Annotated in this window: 16 protein-coding genes; all 16 read right to left on the bottom strand. The window is 29.3% G+C overall.

Features of this window, described 5'->3' with window-relative positions; genetic code table 11:
* Window positions 1–1,037: 1,037 nt before the first annotated feature.
* The 16 genes from WG945_RS05115 to WG945_RS05040 all read right to left on the bottom strand — a co-directional run bounded on the left by WG945_RS05115 (window position 1,038) and on the right by WG945_RS05040 (window position 14,928).
* A complete protein-coding gene (locus tag WG945_RS05115; RefSeq protein ID WP_068449029.1) occupies window positions 1,038–1,529 on the bottom strand; it encodes a DUF6985 domain-containing protein in 492 nt (163 codons plus the stop codon).
* Window positions 1,530–1,686: 157 nt separating this feature from the next.
* Window positions 1,687–2,787: a DUF6438 domain-containing protein gene (locus WG945_RS05110; protein ID WP_157603713.1), complete on the bottom strand. Its 1,101-nt coding sequence runs from the start codon at window positions 2,785–2,787 to the stop codon at window positions 1,687–1,689.
* Window positions 2,788–3,425: 638 nt separating this feature from the next.
* Window positions 3,426–3,785, bottom strand: a complete 360-nt coding sequence (locus tag WG945_RS05105; RefSeq protein ID WP_340866989.1) for a hypothetical protein — start codon at window positions 3,783–3,785, stop codon at window positions 3,426–3,428.
* Window positions 3,786–4,734: 949 nt separating this feature from the next.
* The gene (locus WG945_RS05100; protein ID WP_082864312.1) at window positions 4,735–5,748 is read right to left on the bottom strand and encodes an alpha/beta fold hydrolase; all 1,014 of its coding nucleotides are present in this window, start codon (window positions 5,746–5,748) and stop codon (window positions 4,735–4,737) included.
* Between the two features lie 134 nt (window positions 5,749–5,882).
* Window positions 5,883–6,344, bottom strand: coding sequence for a hypothetical protein (locus WG945_RS05095; protein ID WP_068452228.1), 462 nt, complete (start codon window positions 6,342–6,344; stop codon window positions 5,883–5,885).
* Between the two features lie 346 nt (window positions 6,345–6,690).
* Window positions 6,691–7,158, bottom strand: coding sequence for a DUF1905 domain-containing protein (locus WG945_RS05090; RefSeq protein WP_340866987.1), 468 nt, complete (start codon window positions 7,156–7,158; stop codon window positions 6,691–6,693).
* A 521-nt stretch (window positions 7,159–7,679) separates the two neighbouring features.
* A complete protein-coding gene (locus WG945_RS05085; protein ID WP_068452290.1) occupies window positions 7,680–8,057 on the bottom strand; it encodes a hypothetical protein in 378 nt (125 codons plus the stop codon).
* A gap of 239 nt (window positions 8,058–8,296) precedes the next feature.
* Complete coding sequence (locus tag WG945_RS05080; RefSeq protein WP_068452287.1) at window positions 8,297–8,599, bottom strand: type II toxin-antitoxin system RelE/ParE family toxin; 303 nt, start codon at window positions 8,597–8,599, stop codon at window positions 8,297–8,299.
* Entirely contained in the window at window positions 8,596–8,838 is a 243-nt protein-coding gene (locus WG945_RS05075) for a type II toxin-antitoxin system ParD family antitoxin (protein ID WP_068452284.1), read from the bottom strand. The genes WG945_RS05080 and WG945_RS05075 overlap by 4 nt, the downstream gene beginning before the upstream one ends.
* Window positions 8,839–9,033: 195 nt before the next feature.
* Window positions 9,034–9,981 carry a hypothetical protein gene (locus WG945_RS05070; protein WP_068452282.1) on the bottom strand — a complete coding sequence of 316 codons (948 nt, stop codon included), beginning with the start codon at window positions 9,979–9,981 and terminating at the stop codon, window positions 9,034–9,036.
* Between the two features lie 331 nt (window positions 9,982–10,312).
* Window positions 10,313–10,519 carry a hypothetical protein gene (locus WG945_RS05065; RefSeq protein WP_157603726.1) on the bottom strand — a complete coding sequence of 69 codons (207 nt, stop codon included), beginning with the start codon at window positions 10,517–10,519 and terminating at the stop codon, window positions 10,313–10,315.
* A 355-nt stretch (window positions 10,520–10,874) separates the two neighbouring features.
* Window positions 10,875–11,342, bottom strand: coding sequence for a hypothetical protein (locus WG945_RS05060; protein WP_340866984.1), 468 nt, complete (start codon window positions 11,340–11,342; stop codon window positions 10,875–10,877).
* Between the two features lie 197 nt (window positions 11,343–11,539).
* Window positions 11,540–12,052, bottom strand: a complete 513-nt coding sequence (locus WG945_RS05055) for a hypothetical protein (protein ID WP_340866983.1) — start codon at window positions 12,050–12,052, stop codon at window positions 11,540–11,542.
* A 193-nt stretch (window positions 12,053–12,245) separates the two neighbouring features.
* Window positions 12,246–12,662 carry a UPF0158 family protein gene (locus WG945_RS05050; protein WP_068452112.1) on the bottom strand — a complete coding sequence of 139 codons (417 nt, stop codon included), beginning with the start codon at window positions 12,660–12,662 and terminating at the stop codon, window positions 12,246–12,248.
* Window positions 12,655–12,999 (bottom strand): DUF3024 domain-containing protein, encoded by a 345-nt coding sequence (locus tag WG945_RS05045; RefSeq protein WP_068452115.1) that lies wholly within the window; start codon window positions 12,997–12,999, stop codon window positions 12,655–12,657. The genes WG945_RS05050 and WG945_RS05045 overlap by 8 nt, the downstream gene beginning before the upstream one ends.
* Before the next feature lie 1,437 nt (window positions 13,000–14,436).
* Complete coding sequence (locus WG945_RS05040) at window positions 14,437–14,928, bottom strand: DUF6985 domain-containing protein (RefSeq protein ID WP_068449029.1); 492 nt, start codon at window positions 14,926–14,928, stop codon at window positions 14,437–14,439.
* Between the last annotated feature and the right edge of the window lie 460 nt (window positions 14,929–15,388).

Here is a 15,388-nt window from a genome sequence, read left to right as displayed (position 1 = left end):
ATATTGGGAATTCAACAATTGAGTGTTTTTTCATGTTTTGACTTACGAGATCTTTCCTAATTTTTAAATTTTGCGTTTGGGTGATAATTCCGCCAAGATTTTCATTCCGCAATAATTGGAAATTCAACATTTGAGTGGTTTCTTTTATTCTTAAAAAACGAGATTTCTCCGCCTTTTTAAGTTTTAAGTTTGAGTAAAAATTCCACAAACTTTGTTTTAAGAATCTATATATTTTCAACCTTTTTTAATTTTTATTAAAAACTAAATTTTTGACTCGCGAGAGAGTGTCTAACATTTTAAACTTCAAGAGTTTTATTGTTTTTTTTCCAACGGTTTGAGTGGTTCTGGACAATTTTTGGCAACGTGTTTGTGTTATGATTTGTTGCGAGAATTTAGCTGATAATTACTTTAAAAGACCAAACTTTTACGATTGCGTGGTTTTTCGCAAGAAAAACCATAAAAAGCAATAAAACATACACGGTGTTGCCAAATGCAGTTTTTTTGTTTTCAGCTAATTTTCACTCTTTTTCAAATATAATTTTTTTCGTCCTATTCTGTTTTAAAATTCCGATTTATTTTCCAATTTACCTAGCTTTCTTAAATTCTATTTTTTTGGTCACGCAAAATTCACGCTTACTGATTCGTTTAAGTTTTCATTCAGCATAATTCTGTTTTCAAAAGTATGCTGAAATTCGTACGCAGATTTTCCGTTTTTGATTTACAATTCCAACTTTAGGAAGCAAAAAATTTTTCGCAGGCAATAGAATTCCCGTAAAAATTGTTTTCCTTTATTTTTCAGCCTTGTTAATTCAGATTATATTCTAATTTCTATTTATAAAAGTCAAAATAATTCGCTTGTGAGTTTATTCGCACGTAATTTTTGGACTGTTTTTGGCAACGTTTTTGTATATGGTTTGTTGCGTGTTTTAAGCACCTAATTTAGTAAATAATTACCGACCAAGAAAGTCCGCGAGGACTTTCGTAAGTAGGCAAGAAGCCAGCAATAAATTATATACGGTGTTGTGTGTTCGTTATTTTCACGTTTCTGCTATTCCACCAACTCCTATTACTTTATTCTTTTCAAGCCTTATTTCAACTCCGTGTTCTGTGTCAATTTTGTATCGAATTGGAATTTGGATATTTCCGTTTTTAAGGACTCTTAAATATAGAATTTCTTTAATATTTTCAAAATGCTTTTCTTTAGTGTCAATGTTCAGAGGTTTTTCGCCTGATTTTTCTTGATTTTCATAATAATGAGCGTAAAGTTTTAAATATCTTTCAAAAGTTTTCTCTGATATGTCAATTAAAATATTGTCAAATTTTTTCAAAAATTCTAAATAAGTATTCTCAAAATCGTCTAATTCATTTTCCGTTGGAATTGTTTCAATTTCTTCTCCATCTTCATCGAACTCACTTCCCAAAAATATGGTAATTTCCTTTTTGTCAAAATTTTCCGATTTGAACTTTATTTCACCCGAATATCCAGCCCAATCCTCCTCAACTTTTCCCCAATATTTATGTTTTCCCATATGGTTTAGTTTAATGACACACAACGGTTTTGTGTATGGCTCGTTGCGGGAAATCAGCTATGATTTTCCGCCGTAACCGAAAGATAGTGAATTGCAATGAATTCCGATTAGGAATTCAGCCGCAATGAGCTATACACGTTGTTGGCTGTAGTATTTTTTATTTCCAATTTTGATTAAATCTTAATTCGTAAAACATTTCATAAACTCTTTTAAGTCCATAAGTTCCAATTAGTCCATCGTCTTTTATAGTCTTTACTTTTCCATTGTCATATGTGATTTTTAAAGTAACAGAACTCGAATGAGTTGCACCAGAAGAATATATATTGTCAAGATTAGGAAAGTCTAAATAATTGATAATTCCATAGATTTCTTTAAAATGTCTATTAGAAATTTGAGTTTTATATTCTCCATTAATATCATTTGGTTCTAAATCGTGTGAAAAGTCTTTATCAAACCAATTATAGTTTATAGCATTGAATATCCCATTTTTATTTTTATCTATTGAAATAGTAAATTCGGGACAGCCAGCTACACAGCCTTGAGCAATAAATTCTATGTTCTCAATATCGTATTTATTATTATTTTCGTTTTGCTCAATAAAAGTTCCATATTTATAAACTATCGGAATAGTTCTTTTCAATTTTTTTAATTCTCCATTTTCAATTTTGTAGTCAATTGGTTTATACAATTCAATGTAAGAGCCATTTTTAGTTTCAATAATTTTAGGAACTAATGATAACGATTTGGTGATAAAGTTTAAATCGATAGGATTAATGGAATCATTTCCGAAATTCATAAGTGAATAAACACTGAAATCACAAGAAATAGATTCACCATCATCACATCCAGCCATTGCTATGCAATTATGTCCATCTCCAATTATCAATAAATCAGTTAAACCATTGTTGTCAAAATCCGATTTATAAAAGCTTTTCCTTATTTTTAAAGAGTCGGCAACTTTTTTAGTTAAAGTATCCTCGTCAAATCTACAGTCTCTTTTAAATTCACTTATTTTTTTAAGTTCAAATTCCTCAAATTTCCTATAAATTCTAATCGAATCATCGGATATTTTTTGTTCATAAAAAGGATATTGTAATTGATTGACAAAAGTTTGAACTTCTTTTTCAGATTTTAAACTGTCAATTTTTGAAGAAATGATTTCTGCTTTTTTAAATTCAGATTCGAGGTGTTTTTCGTTATCTTTTTTTTTGCAATTCACTAACATCAAAAAAAGTAAAAAACTTATTAAATATCTCATAGTTTGAGGTTAAGTTATATTACAGCCAACGTGGTTGTATAAGATTAGTAGCGGGTTTGTGTGCGAGGATTTTCCGCAGGAAAATCAGACGTAACAAACACGCAAAGCCCTTTAACTAAGCACTAATTTAAGCAATTAATTTTATACGTTGTTAGCTTTAGTGCTTTTATTCGACTATTCTTATTTTTAGATTTTGATTAAATTCAGACGTTTTAAATTCCGAAAACTTGCTCAAATTCTGTAATTTTTTCAATTCAGTTTACGGGTGATAAATTCCGCAACTTATTCTAATTTCACACGTAAATCTGTTTTTTTATTCAGCTTTTAATTCCGCAAACGAGCTAAAAAGTCAGCTTTAATTTTTATTTCACAGAGATAATTTAGAGTTTTTCTGTTTTAATCAGCTCAATTTTCCGCAACGCATTTTTCAAATCTCGCTTTAACTTACCTTTTTTAATAAACCAAAAATTGGCGGTTTTGAAATGTCTTTTGCATTAAAGCTAACGTTGTTGTATAAGAATAGTTGCGGGTTTGTATGCGAGGAATTTCCGAAGGAAATTCAGACGTTACAAACACGCAACGACCATTGATTAAGCATTAAACCGCAATTATTTTTATACGGTGTTGTGCATAGTATTTTATTCCTTACAAATTATTCCGTCTTGCGAAATCGTTTGTCCTTCATTTGTTGTCATTGTAGCTTTATAATACAAACAATTATCTTCAATTTTTGTTTCAGATACTACAATTCCTTTATTTTCATTTATCCATTTTTTATCTTCACTCAATTCCGATTTTGAAGAGTCATAAGTTAGTCGATAAGTACAATCGTCAATCCATTCAAGAATTTCATATTCAGGCTTTCCATTTGCGATTCCGTTTTTCCATTCGATTTGGGTGTCTTTTTCTCGGATTACAATATATTTCTTAATAGAAGAATCTCGTTCAGGTATCATTTCCGAAATACTGTCATTTTCAACAATGGTATATTTAGCCATTTCTTTCGTTTCGGGAATATAGAATTGTCCGATTTTAAAATCCGCACAAGTCAAATCTTGAGCACAAGAACTTAATCCGATTAAGCTCAATGTTATATGTAGTAATTTCGTTTTTCTCATATTATGCACAACGTGTTTGTATATGGTTTGTTGCGTGGTTTAAGCAACTAATTTAGTAAATAATTACCGACCAAGAAAGTCCGCGAGGACTTTCGTAAGTAGGCGAGAAGCCAGCAATAAATTATATACGGTGTTGGCAAATCGGTTTTATTTTTTCGCAATCGTTAAATTTCGACGTTTTGTTTCTCAAGCGTAATTTAGCTTTTTTTTCTTAAAATTCTCAAAGAAATCTCCGCTTTTCATTCCGTTTTATTTTTCGAACTTTTTGTGTTTCTGCTATTCAGCCAGAACTTTTCGGATTGCTAAATTTTCGATGCAATGAACTGACATTTGGCAAATCAAAATTCAGACGTAATTTTCCACAAGAGTGTTAAATTCAGACGCTATTTTTTAATTTAGATTTCAAGTTTATAATTTCTTAAAATTCTCAAAAAAAAATCCGCCTTTCATTCCGTTTTTTTTCCAACGTTTTGCGTTTCTGATATTCAGCCAAAAGTTTCCAGTTTGCTGAATTTTCGATTTAAAAAACTAACATTCGGCAAGCCAAAATTCCAGCGTATTTTTTCCGCAATAGTAATTATTTCCGACGTTGTTTTTTCCATTTCGATTTCAGATTCGATTTATTTTTTCTTTTGTTAAAAATCTAAAAACTTGAATTGAAGGAAAATTTTTGTTGGTCTGGTTAACTGTTTGCCAACGTGTTTGTATATGGTTTGTTGCGTGTTTTATGCAACTAATTTAGTAAATAATTACCAACCAAGAAAGTCCGCGAGGACTTTCGTAAGTAGGCAATAAGCCAGCAATAAATTATATACGGTGTTGGCAATAGTTATTTTTTCAGATTGTTAATCCAATTCAATAAATATTCTTTAAATTCAAAATTCACATTATAAATTTCATTTGTTCTTACGTCAGTTCCTTTTTTAGTCATAAAGTGGTTTAATCCATCAATTTCTTTAAACTCAATATTTGAATTTTCAATTTCATCTAATTTTGTTCTGCTCTGTTTTGGGTCTACCAAAATGTCTTCATTTCCAATAATTACTAAAGTCGGAAAATCAATATTTTCTAAAGTATTTGTATTATCTATTCGAGCCTCTTCTAATTTATGAGGCATAAGGTAATTACTGAATGAATTTTTATTTATTCCGTATTTTTTAGATTCTTTTTTAGCTACTTTCCATATTTCCCAAGCTGTTTTATTTGGGTTTTTGTCTATTAAATCAAAAACGTAGTCTAAAGTTTTCATTTTGTCGTTAGTAGTTTCTCCAACTATCAGCTTGTCATAGTTTTTAATTCCGTTATTTATTTGGTATTTGAGTAAATCTCTCGGCTTTCCAACTGGTGCAGACCATTGAATTAAGAAGTCTGGTTTAACTTGTTTTTCTATTGCTTGAAGTGAAACAATTCCGCCTAAACTATGTCCTAAAAAACCAATTTTTTTGTTATCTGAAGTTTGTGATTTTTTAAGTTCGCTAAATATTTCAGGAAAATCATTAGTATAAACTTTTGCTTGGTCATTATATTCTCCAGTAGATTTCCCAACACCTCTTTTATCAAATCTAAAAACTCCAATATTATTTTCAAGCAAAAATTCAGTCAAGTAATTGTGTGCTTCTTGCGATATAGTTCCAGTTCCAGAGATTATTACAAGGATTTTATCAAAGTCAGATTTTGGTGTTAATAACGTTCCGAAAATTGTGAGTTCTTCATCGATTGTTTTACTTATTTCTTCAATGTTGTAATTCTGAATATTCTCTATTTTTTTTTCGTTATCGAACTTTTTTTGGCAAAAAGTCAATTGCGAAACGAATAGTAATATAATTATCGGGATGTTCTTCATAATTATTGCCAACGTTTATGTATATGGAAAGTTGCGTGTTTGAGTGCGAGGATTTTCCGAAGGAAAATCGGATGCAAGCAAACAAAGCAACTCACATTGGTTAAGCTAAAACTAGCAATTTTTTATATACGGTGTTACCTGCTGGCTTTTTTTCGTTCAAATTGTTTTTTAATTACAATTTCCAAACTATCCGATTCTTTACTCGACCAAGAGCAACAAAATTCCTTTTGAATTTTCCAAGTTCTAAATTTATAAACTTTTCCATTTGATTCAAATTCCATTTCTGGAAATTCAGAAAACCCTCCAGCCGAATCATCGTTCAATATTTTTTTTTTCTTAAACCTTATGTCGGTTTTCGGTAAATTTTCTTTGAAATCAGAAGAAGTATATAATAGTCCATTATCGGGAATAAATATTTCTTTTGTCCAATTCCAAGGTTTAATTGATAAATCAGATTCGTTTTCCACTCCATAAATGATTGAGATGTATTCTAAATCAAATGAATCGTTTACAATTAGTGTTTTTTCTCTTTCTTTATAAAGCAAGGCAATTGTTGTAATTCCAATTATAAGAAATTCGATTCCAATTAATTTCACAAAGCTTTTGAGTCCTTTTTTTAGGAAAAAGTCAATTAAAAAAGAAATAATCGAAAATATAATCAGAAAGATACCAGCAACTGTTCCCTAACCAGTCTCATCAGCAAAGAAAATCAGATAAAACGCAAATAGAAGACTAAAGACTGATAGTAAAAAAAGTGGTGTTAAAAATTTCTTCATTCTGTTTTTTCAGCTTGCAGGTAACGTGATTGTGTATGATTAGTGGCGTGTTTAAGCACATAATTTAGTAAATAAAAACCGAATAAAAAATCCGCGAGGATTTTCGTAAGTAGGCGAGAACTAGCCATTAATTATACACGGTGTTGGCAGTAGTGTTTTCATTTTCCTATGTTTTTTTACTCTCAAGATTTTCAATCGACTTGATTATTTTTTCCGCTTTTTGGTCGTCCGTTGCAACATTCGTAATTTCATTTAGAATTTCTGTTTGTTCTTTTTTTTCCAATTGTTCAAAGATTCCTAAAACTTGTGCATCTTTAAAACATTCCAAAATTTCAGAAATATCGTTAGTTTCGGTTTGATTTTCGAGATATAAGGTCACAATTACAGTATCGCCACCATCTTTATTTATTGCGTTTCTAATTTCTGAATTTATAGACATTTTTTTGTCCGCATTTTTTACTGGTCCTAAATTTTTATTCTTTATTTCATAACCATCTATAGTTCCAGATACTTTTAAATCGCCCCATTTTCCTTTAATATTTTTTGTGTTCGGGATTATCAATTGATATGTCCAAGCTCCATTTCCGGGAATATATTGAAGCGTTAATTTTTTATTTTCAACAATGTAATTCATTCGTTTTTCATTCTTTCAATTTTCCTTAAATTTCAATATAGCTCCGTTTTTTTTACATTACTGCCAACGTTGTTGTGTTATGGAAAGTTGCGATTTTTATGAACGGCTATTTTCCGCAGGAAAATTGAAGTGAGTAAAAATGCAACTGCCTTCGGTTAAGCTAAAATTAAGCAATTTTTTATACACGGTGTTGCAAGTAGTAGTTTTTTTTCACAATTTTGGTTTCATATTTTCTAATTTAACTGTTTCCTTTTTTTTTGAAATACAATTCAAATTTTTCGTACTCGTGATTATTCCTAAAAACTGTTCAATTTCGTAATTTTGGAAACCTTTTTTCCTGTTTTAGGTAAGAGAGAAAATTCCGAACGTTGCTCAATTCCACAATATTTTAAATTTCGCATTGATATAAAATCTTTGATACGAGAGAGATTTTTCAATTTTTCTAAAATTTCTCCGAACTTTAAAAACACAACGATTAAACAATTTCGAACAGTAGATTTATTAGGTTTGAGTAATTTTTGCTATTTGTTGAAACTGGCTTTAGTTGTATGGTTTAATCTGTTTTTTAAATTGGTGTTTCTATTCGAGTGAAAATAAATCGAAATAATTAAAGTGAAAATTAGAATAATAATTGATTCTATTATCCATCTTTTTGATTTTATCCAATATTTTAAAATAATTCCATTTACAATGAGTAATATAATTGCTATTCCAATAATGGTATTTATAAAATTACCACTCATTTCCATAATCATAACTTGTCTTACAACAATATTTTCATTATTCAATTCGTTTCTAATAAGTTCATTGAATGCATTATTTTGAAGAAAAAATAAACCGATAAATAAAATAAAATTGATAATAATAAGTATCAGTTTTCTTTTGTTGTTAGGATTCATATTAATTAGTTATTTTCAATATTTCCGCTATTACTTGCAACGGTTTTGTATATGAAACGTAGCGTGTAAAAAGACGCTAACTTTTCGGATTATGCACGAGCCGAATTTTTTAATTTTCTTTTATCTTTAATTTCTCAAAAAGCCAAATTAAAAAATTTGGCGGACTTTGCAAATACACACAAACCTCTCGGAAAGCCTGTAATAGCTATGTTTTATATACTTTGTTGTGTGCAGTTTTTTTATTTCAGTCGTTTTTTAATATCCATTCTCTGATGTAAAATTCTAACGATTTCAACAATTTCATTTTCGACCTTTCTGTAAAAAATCAGATGTGATTTGATTTTCGTTACTCGATAGTTTTTTCGAGTTTGTTCAGCCGATTTTCCAATCAGATAGTTATCCGCTATAAATTCAATCTCTCCGATTATTAAGTCGTAATATCTGTCGGCTTGTTCTTTTGACCATTTGTGAAAAGTATAAACCCAAATGTCATTTAAATCATCAATCGCTTGTTTACTTATTCGGTATTGGTTTTTACTCATAAGTGCTTGCGATGTAATTCAGTCAGGTTTTGTTTTGGGTCAAAATTTTCAATAAAACCACTATTTTCTCCGATTTCGAGAGCTTTAATTAATTCTCTTTCTTTTTTTTCTTCGCGTTCCAGTAAACGTAATGCAGAACGAATAACTTCGCTTACAGAACCATATCTACCTGAATTTACTTCTTCTCTGATAAAATCCTCAAAATGATTTCCGAGTGATATTGATGTGTTTTTTCCCATTTTGACTATAATTTTACTCAAATATACCAAATCTTGGTAACGTAGCCAAATTGCACACAACGTTGTTGTATAAGCTTTGTTGCGTTATTTAAGCAGTGAATTTAATAAATAAAACACGAACGGCGAAATTCCGGAGGAATTTCCCAAGTGAGCTAAAACCAGCAATAAAGTTTATACGGTGTTGTGTGTAGTTTTTTATTTTACAGGACTAAAATCCATTATTCCAATAAAAAATATTGATTCATTGTTAACTGTAATTATTTTTTTTCCGTTATAAAATTCTACGGCAAAACAATTTGTGTCAAAGACATCAATAATTTTTCCTGTTTGTCCTTCCTTCAATTTTTTATTTAAACTCTTTTTTAATATAATTTTCTTATTTACAACTTGGTTGATTAGTTTTTGCTGTAATTCGGGAGATTTTCTATTATTAATTTGTTTTTTTCCTGCGTTTTTTTTGAATGTTGTTATTCCTGTATCTTTATATGATTTTTCTAATTTTTGGGCAAGCAGTTCAGGCTGATAAACAATTTCAGGACTTATATATATGTTTTTTTCAATAATTTTTATATCTGAATCAATTTTCAATACTTTCCTGATGTTATCAATCATTAAAATATTATATTTAGGATAATTTCTTCTTAAAGCTGATAATTTTTCTTGAGTTTTGGGTTCTGTACTTAAGCCATTTAAAGAATGTATTTCTTCAACTGTATATAAGTTTTTCCTTACTTCAGGAGTTATTTTTTTAGAAATATATGTAGGATTCTTTTCTACTTTTTTTATAGCGTCTTTTTTTTCGGTTTTTTCTATATTTTTAATTTTTTTTATAATTTTTTTCTTTTTTTCTATTGGTGATTTTTCTTCTAATTCTTTTTTTAGTTTTTCTTTTATAGATTCTAAGTTTAAGTTTTCTTTTTTTGATGAAATATTTTCTTTTATTTCTGTGGAAAATATTTTTTTAGAAATTATATATGAAAATATTATTGTTATGAATTGCAAAATTAAAAGCCAAGACATATAAACTTGTAGAATAGTAAAGATACAGATTAAAACGATTGCCGTAATTCTTGATTTTTCTCCTAATTTTCCTGCAATTAATATCGCTAAAAAAAATCCTATTTGATAAAGTAATACTTCCATTTCTTTTTCTTCTTTTTTTTTGGGGATTCAGTGGCTTAATTACACACAACGTTCTTGTGTATGATTAGTAAGGGGTAAGTATAAACTGATTGTTCACGGTGCGAAAAGTAAATAAATAAAAATAAATATTAACAAAACACCAAGCCCTTATTAATTATATACGGTGTTGTATAAAGTACTATTCAGATGACTAATGTTTCACTTGAAATTTCATTTGGTTTAGATTCTAAAAATAAAAAAATAATTGACGAAAGAATCAACTTTCAATTTATTGATGAAAAGGGCAATGATATTTTCACGAGCCTAACAAAAGAACAATTACTTTGTCAGTTTACTGAAAAACTTCGTTAAAAATGTTTTGTATTTTTCCTTTTATTTTTTCGTCTTGTAAATGTTTCGAGAAGTTAAAAGTTGGTTTACAATTCATATATACGATTGTACTTGACTCTATTATTGATTGTCTTTGGCTTGGATATTTATTAGACAACTCCAATAATCTTAACCTAAATCTTTCTATACGTTCTAAATTTTGATCCATAGTTATTTATTTTAATACTGTTTTAATTATATATTATGAGTGATGTTTTAAAAGAATATATAGATGTTTTTTTTTGGGTTAAATATCTAAAAAGTAAAGGTATTCAAGTTGAGGATACTCCGTTGTGCGTATTAGAATATAACTTTTACAATTCTAATACATAAGTTTCATGTTATCTCTCCCTTCGTATGAGTGGGTGTTTTATACAACGGTTTTGTGTATGATTAGTGGCGTGTTTAAGCACCTAATTTAGCAAATAAAAACCGAATAGAAAATCCGTGAGGATTTTCGTAAGTAGGCGAGAACTAGCCATTAATTATACACGGTGTTGGCTAAAGTACTTATTTTCGGTTTATCATTTTCTTTTTAACGTCTCCGTCAGGTGAATCTTTTCTTTTTCTTTAAATTCCATAATTTTTCCATTTCTATCAACTATTACATTTAGGTTATCCATGATGGAATCATAAAGTATTGTAATCATGTAAGCTGGACAATTATGTTTTAAGCAACCTGTTAATTTATAGATGCTATTTTCAGAAACTATAGGAGTCTCAACATTAAACTTTTCTACAATTTCTTTATAGTTGGCTCCTGTTAATTCTTTCAATCTGTCTGAAATTTCATTATTTCCGAAAAGTTTAATTTCACTAGGATATTTTCCATTATTCTTTGAAATTATATTTTCATATATTTTAGAGACTGATTTCTCTAGTTGTTCAGTTTGATTATTCTCAGTTTCATTTTTAGATTCTTGATTCTTTCTATTGCAAGAAAACATCAGAAATATCATTAGAATTGTAATTCCTATAATTGTTCTTTTCATTATCGATATTTAGATTTATTGTGTTAAGTTATTGAATAGGTCTCAATTATGCTTGTATTATAGCCAACGTGTTTGTGTATGATTAGTGGCGTGTTTAAGCACCTAATTTAGCAAATAAAAACCTAATAGAAAATCCGCGAGGATTTTCGTAAGTAGGCGAGAACCAGCCATTAATTATACACGGTGTTGGCAAATCGTTATTTTTTAATCAAGTAGTTTAAATTCCAACTTTTCACAACACTATCAACTCCTATTTCATTTAATTCTAATTTTTCTCTAGGTTCAGTATTATAAAAAATTCGTCCAGTTCGAGTTAAAAAAGAGTCCTTAATTATTTTGCTATAAATATTTAATTGTGCAATTCTTCCATTTTCGTTTTTCATTCGATAAGCATCCATTTCTTCGTCCAAAATATACTGTTCGTTTTCTGAAGGAATTACTACTTTCCAAACGTGAAGTATTTCGTCAGATTTTGGTTTTTCTCTCCAAGATTCCCATCTATTTCCGAAAAATTCGTCGTATTTGCTTTCCGCTGTCATATATTCATCTATGATTGGAACATTAAGAGATTTTCTCAAAACGTTTGCTTTAATCCCATAATCTAAATCCGCAATCTTCTTTTTGTTGTCAAAATAATTATATGTCAAGTAAATTCCGAAAATCAGAAGTACAATTTTAAATAAATGCTTTTTCAGATTAATGTTTTTCATAATTCCATTTATTCCTTTTTCTTTTTCAAAAGTGTGATTGGTTAATGTTTGCCAACGTTGTTGTATAAGCTTTGTTGCGTTGTTTAAGCAATGAATTTACTAAATAAAACACGAACGGCGAAATTCCGGAGGAATTTCCCAAGTGAGCTAAAACTAGCAATAAAGTTTATACGGTGTTGTGCACAGGCTTTTTTCATTTCAATTGATTTTCTACTATTCTTTCCAACTCAATTTGCTTAAATTCAAACCAACTTTGTCTAAAATTTGAATGGTCAATTTTTTGCTTAAAATTCTGGAAAGGTTTTTTGTTTGCTAAAATATTCTCTAATTCCACTTGAAGTTTTGCATCTGTTACTTGCTCAACAAATCTCTCCATAATTTTAAAGGATTCAAAACTTTCCAAAATTTCGATTTTGATAAAATCAGCTTTATACTTCTTTAATTTTTTTAAACTTTCTTTAAAAGACTCTTTAAATTCTTCCTCGTCGAATATTTGTGATAAATTCGGAATTGCTAATATTTCGCTGGTTTTAAAATTATAATAGCATTCATTTCCGCAATCTAATTCTTGCGCAATTTCTCTAACTATACTTTTTTTTGATTTATCCATAAAAGCAATCGTGTTTATCTTCTTTTATGATTTCGATGATTTTCGCTAAATGCGTTGATTTAGGTAATGGTTCGTAAAGTTCCCATTTTCCACTTGCTCGCATCCAATATAAATTCCATTCTTTTCTTGATTTGTAATGTCGAATTTTTGCAAATTCAATTTGTTGCATCTTTTTTGGATTATCCCATTCAGGTCTAATTTCAAATAGTATTACAATTTTTCCGTCATATGAATATCCAATATCGACTTGTTTACGAATTTCAAGATTTTCAGGTCGTAATGATTCCACATATTTTTTAATAGTAGAATCGTTTATGTCAATTGTCGTATTTTTCATTATGTTCCAATTTTTTTTCAGCTTGTGCACAACGGTTTTGTGTATGATTAGTGGCGTGTTTAAGCACCTAATTTAGCAAATAAAAACCAAATAGAAAATCCGCAAGGATTTTCGTAAGTAGGCGAGGACCAGCCATTTATTATACACGTTGTTCTACGCAGTTTTTATTCCGTTTGTGTTTATTCGCACGAGTCAAATTCCGCTGTGTTTTTAAAATTCTATTTCTTCTATTTTTTCTTAAAATCTCAAAAAAATTTCGGATTTCATTCCGCAATGTTTTTCCACACGTTTTACCGTTTTGTTATTCAGCTCAAACTTTGGGTTTTCTTGGTTTTCCTCGTTAAAGACGAAACCTGGGAAAATCCTTTTTTCATACAGTTCAGCCGTTAGGTTTAGCGATTCTGCTATTCAGCCGAAACTTTTCGGTTAGCTAAATTTTCGATGCAAAGAACAGGTTTTGGGCGAATCCTAAATTCCGCTTTTTTTCCGCACGTTTTGCAATTCCGCAAGAGTAATTAATTCCGCCGTTTTATTTTCAATTTCAAATTCGGTTTCAAATTCGGTTTCATTTTTTCTTTCTTAAAAATCAAAAAACTTGAATTTAAGTACAATTTTCGTTAATTTGGTCAAATTGCGTAGAACGTTGTTGTGTATGGAAAGTTGCGTTTTAAGTCGACGGCTATTTTCCGCAGGAAAATAGGAGTTGACAAAAAAGCACAAACCTTTGATTAAGCCAAATTTAGCAATTTTTTATACAAGGTGTTGTAAAATGCGTGTTTAATTTCCACTTTATAAGTTATAAAATTCCTATTTTTTTTTCTCCTTTTTTGAGTTTCTTAGCAAATTCCGCAATTTTTATTTTTCAGTGTTTTCACAAGTTTTTAATTCAGAACATGAGTATACCTTTATTTTACTCTTAGAAATCTCTCAGACTTTCTAAATTTGTCTTTAAGAACGAATTTCTCCGACTTTTACTCAGCACTTTGCTTAATTCCGCAATTTTAGCTTCAAACAGTAAATAAGTTTCAAGTTTTCAGATATTTTCAAACAAGCTAAATTCCGCAAACTTTTTCCTTTTTTTTGCGTTTTAAAACTCCGAACGAAAAGAACTATTTTTCCTTTCTTAAAATTCTAAAAACCTTCTAATTTTTTTCAAAATTTTGATTCGCGAGAGAGTGTTCCAATAAACTAATTTTTCAAACGTTTTATTTCGCTTTTTTGAGTTTTCAGACTTTAAAGCTAAATGTTTTTAAAAGAACTTTTACTTGCGGATTATACTTTCGCCCAGTTTTTTACAACGTTTTTGTATATGGTTTGTTGCGTGTTTTAAGCACCTAATTTAGTAAATAATTACCGACCAAGAAAGTCCGCGAGGACTTTCGTAAGTAGGCAAGAAGCCAGCAATAAATTATATACGGTGTTGTGTGTTCGTTATTTTCACGTTTCTGCTATTCCACCAACTCCTATTACTTTATTCTTTTCAAGCCTTATTTCAACTCCGTGTTCTGTGTCAATTTTGTATCGAATTGGAATTTGGATATTTCCGTTTTTAAGGACTCTTAAATATAGAATTTCTTTAATATTTTCAAAATGCTTTTCTTTAGTGTCAATGTTCAGTGGTTTTTCGCCTGATTTTTCTTGATTTTCATAATAATGAGCGTAAAGTTTTAAATATCTTTCAAAAGTTTTCTCTGATATGTCAATTAAAATATTGTCAAATTTTTTCAAAAATTCTAAATAAGTATTCTCAAAATCGTCTAATTCATTTTCCGTTGGAATTGTTTCAATTTCTTCTCCATCTTCATCGAACTCACTTCCCAAAAATATGGTAATTTCCTTTTTGTCAAAATTTTCCGATTTGAACTTTATTTCACCCGAATATCCAGCCCAATCCTCCTCAACTTTTCCCCAATATTTATGTTTTCCCATATGGTTTAGTTTAATGACACACAACGTGTTTGTGTTATGGAAAGTTGCGGTTTTGAACGCGAGGATTTTCCGAAGGAAAATCAAAGTGTGCAAAAATGCAACTACTATTGGTTTAAGCTAAAAGTAGCAATTTTTTATACACGGTGTTGCAAAAAGTATTTTTTTTCATATTTTATTCCTGTTTTTCTTTCAGTATTTTGATTTTCAAAACAGATTTTTCGTTTTTACGCTAATTCAAATATTCCTTTCTTTCACATTTCCTTTTTTTCGTTTTAATTCCGCCAAAGTATTTTCCAGATTCAGATAAATAATTCAGCGTTTTTATAATTTTCAAATATTTTCTTAAAGCAACTTTCTCAAAAATATTTCAATTTTTTCCGAGCGAGATTCTGTTCAACACTTTTCAGTTTTTTTCAAAATTTTCAAATTCACATTTTACTATTTTTGGGCAGAATTTTTC

Source organism: Polaribacter atrinae (genome assembly GCF_038023995.1).
Taxonomy (GTDB): domain Bacteria; phylum Bacteroidota; class Bacteroidia; order Flavobacteriales; family Flavobacteriaceae; genus Polaribacter; species Polaribacter atrinae.
Note: the sequence above shows the minus strand (reverse complement) of the source record. Positions and strands in the feature narration are given on the sequence as shown.

Coding starts and splice junctions, on each gene's coding strand:
- WG945_RS05055 (WP_340866983.1), bottom strand. CDS start 12,052: ATGAAAAACATTAATCTGAAAAAGCATTTATTTAAAATTGTACTTCTG.
- WG945_RS05100 (WP_082864312.1), bottom strand. CDS start 5,748: ATGAAGAACATCCCGATAATTATATTACTATTCGTTTCGCAATTGACT.
- WG945_RS05075 (WP_068452284.1), bottom strand. CDS start 8,838: ATGGGAAAAAACACATCAATATCACTCGGAAATCATTTTGAGGATTTT.
- WG945_RS05085 (WP_068452290.1), bottom strand. CDS start 8,057: ATGAATCCTAACAACAAAAGAAAACTGATACTTATTATTATCAATTTT.
- WG945_RS05080 (WP_068452287.1), bottom strand. CDS start 8,599: ATGAGTAAAAACCAATACCGAATAAGTAAACAAGCGATTGATGATTTA.
- WG945_RS05115 (WP_068449029.1), bottom strand. CDS start 1,529: ATGGGAAAACATAAATATTGGGGAAAAGTTGAGGAGGATTGGGCTGGA.
- WG945_RS05065 (WP_157603726.1), bottom strand. CDS start 10,519: ATGGATCAAAATTTAGAACGTATAGAAAGATTTAGGTTAAGATTATTG.
- WG945_RS05045 (WP_068452115.1), bottom strand. CDS start 12,999: ATGAAAAATACGACAATTGACATAAACGATTCTACTATTAAAAAATAT.
- WG945_RS05040 (WP_068449029.1), bottom strand. CDS start 14,928: ATGGGAAAACATAAATATTGGGGAAAAGTTGAGGAGGATTGGGCTGGA.
- WG945_RS05060 (WP_340866984.1), bottom strand. CDS start 11,342: ATGAAAAGAACAATTATAGGAATTACAATTCTAATGATATTTCTGATG.
- WG945_RS05090 (WP_340866987.1), bottom strand. CDS start 7,158: ATGAATTACATTGTTGAAAATAAAAAATTAACGCTTCAATATATTCCC.
- WG945_RS05070 (WP_068452282.1), bottom strand. CDS start 9,981: ATGGAAGTATTACTTTATCAAATAGGATTTTTTTTAGCGATATTAATT.
- WG945_RS05105 (WP_340866989.1), bottom strand. CDS start 3,785: ATGGCTAAATATACCATTGTTGAAAATGACAGTATTTCGGAAATGATA.
- WG945_RS05110 (WP_157603713.1), bottom strand. CDS start 2,787: ATGAGATATTTAATAAGTTTTTTACTTTTTTTGATGTTAGTGAATTGC.
- WG945_RS05050 (WP_068452112.1), bottom strand. CDS start 12,662: ATGGATAAATCAAAAAAAAGTATAGTTAGAGAAATTGCGCAAGAATTA.